The following is a 6,486-nucleotide window of genomic DNA, read 5'->3' on the forward strand; positions in this document are numbered from 1 at the left end:
TGACCGCTCCCGTCGCCGCCTTGGCGACGTCACCCGCCTCGGCCAGGCCCTCGGTGAGCCGACCCGTACGCTGGTGGAGGTTCTCGGTGAGCCGACCCACCCGGGCCTCGTACACCGACAGTGCCGCGCGCCGACCGGCCTCCAGCACAGGTCCGCGGACCTGGGCGAGCAGCTCCTCCGCCTCCGCGGAATGCAGCAGTTTCACTGTCTGATCACGGACGATGTCCTTGGCGTGATAGTTGCGCCCGGTCAGCCAGAGCCCGACTCCGATCGCCATCTTGGCTTTCTTGGTCCGGCCGAGGACATAGCCGCCGACGAGCGCCGCAGCGATCTTCGCACTGCTCATAGTTGATCATTCCCTTCCCAGATGTCGGAGTCCGAGCTCCAACCCCATCTGCCGGTCCCCCCGAAGGCGTCGGCGTCCGCCGTGTCACCGGCTCCGGGCGGACCCGTGGGGCCCTCGGCGAAGTCGATGGCGGGAAGTGGGCCGACGTATTCGATCGTGAAGTACGGACAGGTGCGACGGAGATCGGCGACGGCGGCGTCGAACGCGTCCACGGCGTCGTCGCGCAGCAGAAACGCCCAGCTGAGCACCGGGTCCTCCGCGCCGCCGTGCGGGCGCCGTGGCCGGTCGGATAGCGCCAGCGGACGCAGCAGGTCGAGGATCGCATCGGCCTGACGCTGCCGGCGGGCGATGACCAGGTCGGCCACCTGCTGACCCAGCCTGATCCGCGCGTCGAGATCCGCGGGCGGCGTGACCCCGACGAACGGGCTGCCCGGCAGTACCTCGGTGAGGGCGGACCGCTCGTCCTCCTCCACGTCGAGATACAGCTCCACCAGCCCTTCGAGCGCATCGAGCCGATCGGGCATCTCGTCGGCGAGCGGGGCGAGGACCTCACGGCACACGGCCGCCTCGTCGGGGGCGACGGTCCCGAACCGCAGCGGCAGCACGGGGCCTCCGGCGAGAAGTCGCTGCAGGATGTCCAGATGACGCACAGCCTCGGACTCGCCCAGAATCCCGACATCCGCGGTGACGCTGACCGCCGCCGCCAACGGCCCGAACCGCACCAGGTGCACCTGCCCCGGGGGGTGTCCGATGCCGGGCGGCGGTGGCGTCGGCGCCGGATGCCCGGACCGCGTGATGCCATAGATGATGACGGACATGGCGATCATCCCTCTCAGCCGCTGCGGCGGTCGCCCGGCGCACTGCGCCCGGCCGGCAGATCCCGCCGGGCGTGCTCCTCGGACGATCCGCCACGCAGCGAGCCCACCACCTCCTCGGCGGTGTCCTTCAATCCCTCGAGCGCCCCCTTCGACTTCTGCCTCGCGGTGCCGTCGGTGACCTCATGCATGAGTCCGGGCAGGCCCGAGACCTGCTCCTTGGGCGCGATGTCCAGCCGGTTCACCGCCTCGGCGAACCGGAGGTTAAGTGTCCACGCTCGCGATGACGACCCGGGCGTCGACCGTGAGAATCTCGATTCCGACCAGCGCGACCCGCACGTAGGCGTCGATGACGATGCCCTTGTCGAGCACGACGTCGAGGACATCGGCCAGGCTGCTGGGCTTCGGAGCCCGGTTCATGGACTGACTGGAGACGCTCATGGCGCTGTCCTCGCCTTCTTCCATCGTTCTTCGTACGCGGAGGAGGCGGAGCGGGCCCTCGACGCGTCGGGGGCGGTCGGGTCGATCCCCGGCCCGGGATCGACGAGGTGACGGGCCCGCCGTAGTGCCTGCTCGGTCTCCTCGGGGCTCACGCCCAGCGACATGCGCACCTTCTCCAGGCTGGCACGGATCTCGATCAGCGCGCACCCCAGCTCGTCGATCTGCTCGGCGGTGAGGTCGCCACCGTCCATCCGGCGGATCGCCTACCGTTCCAGGAGCTCCCGCAGCAACTCGAGGACGACGACGACGAGATGCGCGAGACCGCGACCGACGTCCTGGGGATCCGCGTCCAATCGCAGCGTCCGCCGGGGGTTCCTGGTAGTACTCACCATCCCGCCTCCCGGCCGCCCTCCACGGCTGTCTGCACACCGATCAGCAGGGCGCGCAGATCGAGCCGGAGCAGGTCGACGCCGGCCAGCGCGACCACGACATCCCCACTGATCACCACGCCGCGGTCCACCAGCCGGTCGAGGAGATCGGCGATCGGTTGGGCGGTGCCGGCCCCCCGGCCCACCGAAGCACCCTGCCCCCGCACAGCGCCCCGTCCCGGCACGGCCCCCCGGGGAACCGGCACCTCGCCGAGTTCAGTCATCGCCGCCACCATGCCGTCCTCCGATAGCACCATTCCGTCCTCCGGCAGGACCCTGGACCCGATCGGCGGTGCGCACCCGGTCAGTGGTGCGCACCCGGTCAACCACCGGCGCTCCACCGCCGGGCGAGTCCTCGTGACCGTCGAAGGTGCCACCCAGGCGCTGGTCACCACCCAGCGTGATATGGACAAACGAGTAGGGTGGCCAGGGACCCGTCACCTCGGCGGGGCACCCCGCCGCGTCCAGCTCCCGCGTCAGCACGGTCGCCGTGGTGAGGAAAGCCTCCTCCTCCGAACGCGGCACGAGGTACGCGCAGTCGAACATCCGCCCCGGCCGACCGGTGTGCCGACGGGCGTCATCCCGCGTGTGCGCGGCCAGCTCCCGATCCGCCCGATCGACCATCGCCGCGATCTCGTCACGCCGGTCCCGCTCCGCCTGCAGCTCCCGGCGCCGCTCGGCAAGATAGGCCGTTCCCGAGCCGGTTGCCGAGCCGGCCCGCCCACCCACACCCACCGTGGGCACGGTCTCCGCCGGGTGGTGGACAGGCGAATCCACCCGGAATCCCCACTCACGAGCGTCCCGGACGGCGTCCAGCATCCGGAGCAGGTCCCGTACCTGGTCGTCGAGGATGGCCCGGGCCTGCTCCGGGTCGGCGAGCACCGTGCCGAACCGCAGCGGCAGCACACCGCCGCGTTCCAGCAGCTCCCACAGCACCTGATCGTGCCGGCGGGCCAGCACGGCGAGGCGACCGGTGTCGGAGACGTCCTCCTCGAGCTCACGCAGCAGGCTCAACTCGACCTCCGAGACGGCGAGTGACAACGGCCCGCAGGCGATCGCGTCCACCTCGGTGCCGGCGCCCAGCCCCTCGATTCCGGCGGTGTCGCTCGCCGCGGGGATGATGCCGTATGCGTAAAGACCGCGGTCGGTCCGGGACGCGCGCGAGGACGGCCGGACGCCGGGCCCGACCGCGCCCACAGTTTCGACGGTCGACTCCGGAACCGACTCCGGAACGGACTCCGACCGCGAGACCGACCCCGACTGCGAGACCGGAACGGGAGGAAGGTCCCGGGGCGGGGTCACGGCCGGCCGGATGCCCTCCATCACCACCCGGGTGATCTCACGGGCGAGGCACTCGACGATCTGATGTCGGGCGAGTTCGCGGGCCTCTCGGACGGCCTCCTCGACGATCTCAGGCGCGAGTCGCCGGGCGAGGGCCGTGAGATCCTCAGCCCCGGCCGTCGTGCTCATGGCCGCTACTCCCTCGTGTCCCGTTCCTCGGCGGCCGATACCCCGTCAAGGCCGATCCCCCCTGCGCCAGCCAGGCCGGCCGGCCCCGTCGAAGAGCCGCTCGACCGCGTCCGCCGGATCCCGGTCCGTCGGCTCGTCCACACCCTCCCCGGCACGATTCGCGATCTGCGCGGGACGGTCGGCGATCCGCTCAGGGTGGTCTTCGGTCCGCCCGGGCCACCGCCCGTCGGCGGGCTCGACCTCGGCCAGCCGCGACCGCAACCTCCTGTTCTCCTCCTCCAAAGATCGCGCCCGGGAGTTGAAGAAGGGGTCCGCGGTCCACCAGTCCAGGCCCATCTCCCGCGCCGTGTCCGCCGAGGCGATGAACAGCCGCAGCTTCAGGGTGAGCAGCTCGACGTCCAGGACGCTGACGACCACGTCTCCGACGATCACAACCCCCTTGTCGAGGACCCTTTCCAACACGTCGGCCAGCGAGTCCGGACGCGAACCGCCCCAGGGCCGGGCACGAGGCGGCCCGGCGAAGAGGCTGCGGTCGACGGTCGTGGCCCTGCCCGGTTCCTGCTGTCGCGATGGGCGACCTCACGCGGCAACCTCGTCAGTCGGTGGCGGTCAGTCGGTGGCGCCACGGACGAACCTCCGCAGCCGCTCGTAACCGACGAGGTTCCCCTCCCTGTCGACGTCCAGCCGGTAGGTGGCGAGCACGCTCGTGGTGGACGGGATGCGCTCCAACTCGACGACGTCGGCCAGCACCGACCAGCCGTCGTCGGTCCGCCGCACACCGGAGACCCGCTCCGGACTATGCCCCAGCAGCGTCCCGAACTCGTCCAGCACGCCGGGCAGCACCGCCGCCAGTCCCCCGCGGCCCACCCGGCGACGGGCGGTCCTGTCCTCGTCTGGGCTCATGGCTTCTGGGCTCATGGCCGGTGCGCGGCCCCCGTCCACCCCCGCCTCCAGGACAAGGAGGACCGAGGCATCGAAGACATCGACACGCGGCCCATTCCCGGGACTACCGGCTCCAAACTCCCAGCGTACGACGGGTGTCGACCGCAGATCACCGACCGCCGCACCACCCCGGAGGAGCCCCCGCCCGGAGGAGCCAAGGCCACCCACGCCGAAGATCCACTGGAGGTGGAGAGGTCAGCGCGTCCTACGGGATCAGCGCGCCCATGCCGCCCGCACTGCCCGCGTGGGGCTCGAAGATGATCGGTCCGAGCCAGCGGACCGGGTGAGGATCCTCTGGGTAATCTCCTCGGCCGTCAGCGGCGGCGCGAAGAGAAAGCCCTGCGCACTGTCGCAGGCGGCCGCGCGCAACCGCTCGGCCTGCATCAGGGTCTCGACGCCCTCGGCGGTCACCGTCAGGCGCAGGGTGTGAGCCAACGTGACCAGCGTCTGCACGATCTCCTCATTCCCCGGGTCGGCGTCCCGCGCCGAGCGGAAGCCCTCGATGAACGGTCCGGCGAGCTTGAGCGTGTGCACCGGCAGCCGACGCAGGTAGGCGAGGTTGGAATAACCGGTGCCGAAGTCGTCGATAGCGATCCGCACGCCCATCTCGGCGAGCCCGCGCAGGACCCGCAGCGGCTCGTCGGCCGTGCCCATGAAGGCGCTCTCGGTAAGTTCCAACTGGAGCAGGTCCGGGGAAAGCCCGGTCTCGTCGAGAATGCGTCGGACCTGTTCCACCAGGCCGGCCTCGCGGGTCTGCCGGGCGGCCAGGTTGACGCTGACGAACGGGGCGTGCGGATGACACTCCTGCCACTGCCGCGCCTGCCGGCAGGCAAGCTCCAGCACTCGCCGGCCGAGGGGCACGATCTGCCCGGTCTCCTCCGCCATCCCGATAAACAGATCGGGGGGCAGCAGACCGAGGCCGGGATGCCGCCAGCGGACCAGCGCCTCCACCCCGACCATCGCCCCGGCGGCCATCCTGGCACCCGCACCGTCGCCGAGAGCGATGATCGGCTGGTACCCGACGACGAACTGGTCCTGTTCGAGGGCGCGGGGCAGCATGGTCGACAGAGTGTGCCGGGTCACCTGCCGGACGCCTCGCTCCGCGTCGAACAGGGCCCAGCGGCCCTTCCCCTCCGCCTTCGCCCGGTAGAGCATGATGTCGGCGGCCCGCAGCAGATCGGCGTAGTCCCCGTCGGCGACGGGCCGTTCGACGATGCCGATGCTCGCTCCGATGGACAGCGCGTGGTCACCCACCCGCAGCGGGCTCGCCAGCGCCGCCAGCACGGTCTCGGCGACGGCGACGGCGTCCGCCGTGCCGGCTGTGTCGGCGACGAGGATCACGAACTCGTCACCACCCATCCTGACCAGGAGCTGCTCCGGGGACAGCACCCGACGCAGCCGGTCCGTGACGGCGACGAGCAACCGGTCGCCGACGTCGTGGCCGAGGCTGTCGTTCACCATCTTGAATCCGTCGAGATCGATGAAGCACAGCCCGATGCGACGTTCCGGTCCCGTGGCCATCAGTTCGTGGACCCGTTCGATGAGTACCGTCCGGTTCGGCAGGCCGGTGAGTGGGTCGTGCCGCGCCTGGCGGCGCAGCTGGCTCTGCAACAGATGCCGGTCGGTCACATCCACGATCATGGAGAGCTGCGCACGACACCGCCCGTCGTCGTCGCGCAGACACGACGTGGTCAGCTCGGCCCACACCACCGACCCGCCGATCCCGGTGAACCGCCGCTCCATCCGGATGTGCTCCGGTCCGGCGGTCCGCTGGGCGGCATAGGCCTCCCGGAACTCCCCCGCGTCCTCGGGATGCGCGAACTCGTCGATTGACCTGCCCCGCACCTGACCCGGGTCGACTCCGAGCATCCGCAGAAAAGCGTCGTTGGCGTCGATGATCCGTCCGTCTCCGTCATTGATCAGGATTCCGATCGCGGAGCCGGTGAAGATCAGCCGGAAGCGGGCATCGCTCGCGTGCAGGGCCGCGCGATGGATCGAGTCCTGCCCGGCGAGGATCCGCTCCCGCAGCGCATGGGCGTATCCC

Annotated in this window: 6 protein-coding genes and 3 pseudogenes; all 9 read right to left on the reverse strand. The window is 70.9% G+C overall.

Translation table 11 applies throughout. The features are described 5' to 3' along the window. Positions 1-346, reverse strand: a pseudogene (locus ACY45C_RS07210) (hypothetical protein); the annotation flags it as partial. After that, the gene (locus ACY45C_RS07215) at positions 343-1,164 is read right to left on the reverse strand and encodes a GvpL/GvpF family gas vesicle protein (protein WP_462186860.1); all 822 of its coding nucleotides are present in this window, start codon (positions 1,162-1,164) and stop codon (positions 343-345) included. The gene ACY45C_RS07215 and the pseudogene ACY45C_RS07210, both read right to left, overlap by 4 nt. Positions 1,165-1,178: 14 nt before the next feature. Next, positions 1,179-1,602: pseudogene (locus tag ACY45C_RS07220) on the reverse strand (gas vesicle structural protein GvpA). Then, positions 1,599-1,994 (reverse strand): annotated as a pseudogene (gene gvpK / locus ACY45C_RS07225) (gas vesicle protein GvpK). Before gvpK ends, ACY45C_RS07220 begins: the two co-directional pseudogenes overlap by 4 nt. Continuing rightward, positions 1,988-2,287: a gas vesicle protein GvpJ gene (gene gvpJ / locus ACY45C_RS07230; RefSeq protein ID WP_462186861.1), complete on the reverse strand. Its 300-nt coding sequence runs from the start codon at positions 2,285-2,287 to the stop codon at positions 1,988-1,990. Before gvpJ (ACY45C_RS07230) ends, gvpK begins: the two are co-directional and overlap by 7 nt. Continuing rightward, positions 2,247-3,500 (reverse strand): GvpL/GvpF family gas vesicle protein, encoded by a 1,254-nt coding sequence (locus tag ACY45C_RS07235; protein WP_462186862.1) that lies wholly within the window; start codon positions 3,498-3,500, stop codon positions 2,247-2,249. The genes gvpJ (ACY45C_RS07230) and ACY45C_RS07235 overlap by 41 nt, the downstream gene beginning before the upstream one ends. Positions 3,501-3,545: 45 nt before the next feature. Beyond that, complete coding sequence (gene gvpJ / locus ACY45C_RS07240; protein WP_462186863.1) at positions 3,546-3,962, reverse strand: gas vesicle protein GvpJ; 417 nt, start codon at positions 3,960-3,962, stop codon at positions 3,546-3,548. Between the two features lie 147 nt (positions 3,963-4,109). Next, positions 4,110-4,403, reverse strand: a complete 294-nt coding sequence (locus ACY45C_RS07245; protein WP_462186865.1) for a gas vesicle protein GvpO — start codon at positions 4,401-4,403, stop codon at positions 4,110-4,112. A gap of 252 nt (positions 4,404-4,655) precedes the next feature. Then, positions 4,656-6,486, reverse strand: a 1,831-nt coding sequence (locus ACY45C_RS07250; RefSeq protein ID WP_462186866.1) for a putative bifunctional diguanylate cyclase/phosphodiesterase, incomplete at its 5' end; no start/stop codon positions are given.

The organism is Frankia sp. CcWB2 (assembly GCF_977927585.1).

Excerpts from the sequence above, each read along its gene's own strand:
- ACY45C_RS07215 (WP_462186860.1), bottom strand. The coding sequence starts at position 1,164 with ATGTCCGTCATCATCTATGGCATCACGCGGTCCGGGCATCCGGCGCCG.
- gvpJ (WP_462186861.1), bottom strand. The coding sequence starts at position 2,287 with ATGGTGCTATCGGAGGACGGCATGGTGGCGGCGATGACTGAACTCGGC.
- ACY45C_RS07235 (WP_462186862.1), bottom strand. The coding sequence starts at position 3,500 with ATGAGCACGACGGCCGGGGCTGAGGATCTCACGGCCCTCGCCCGGCGA.
- ACY45C_RS07245 (WP_462186865.1), bottom strand. The coding sequence starts at position 4,403 with ATGAGCCCAGACGAGGACAGGACCGCCCGTCGCCGGGTGGGCCGCGGG.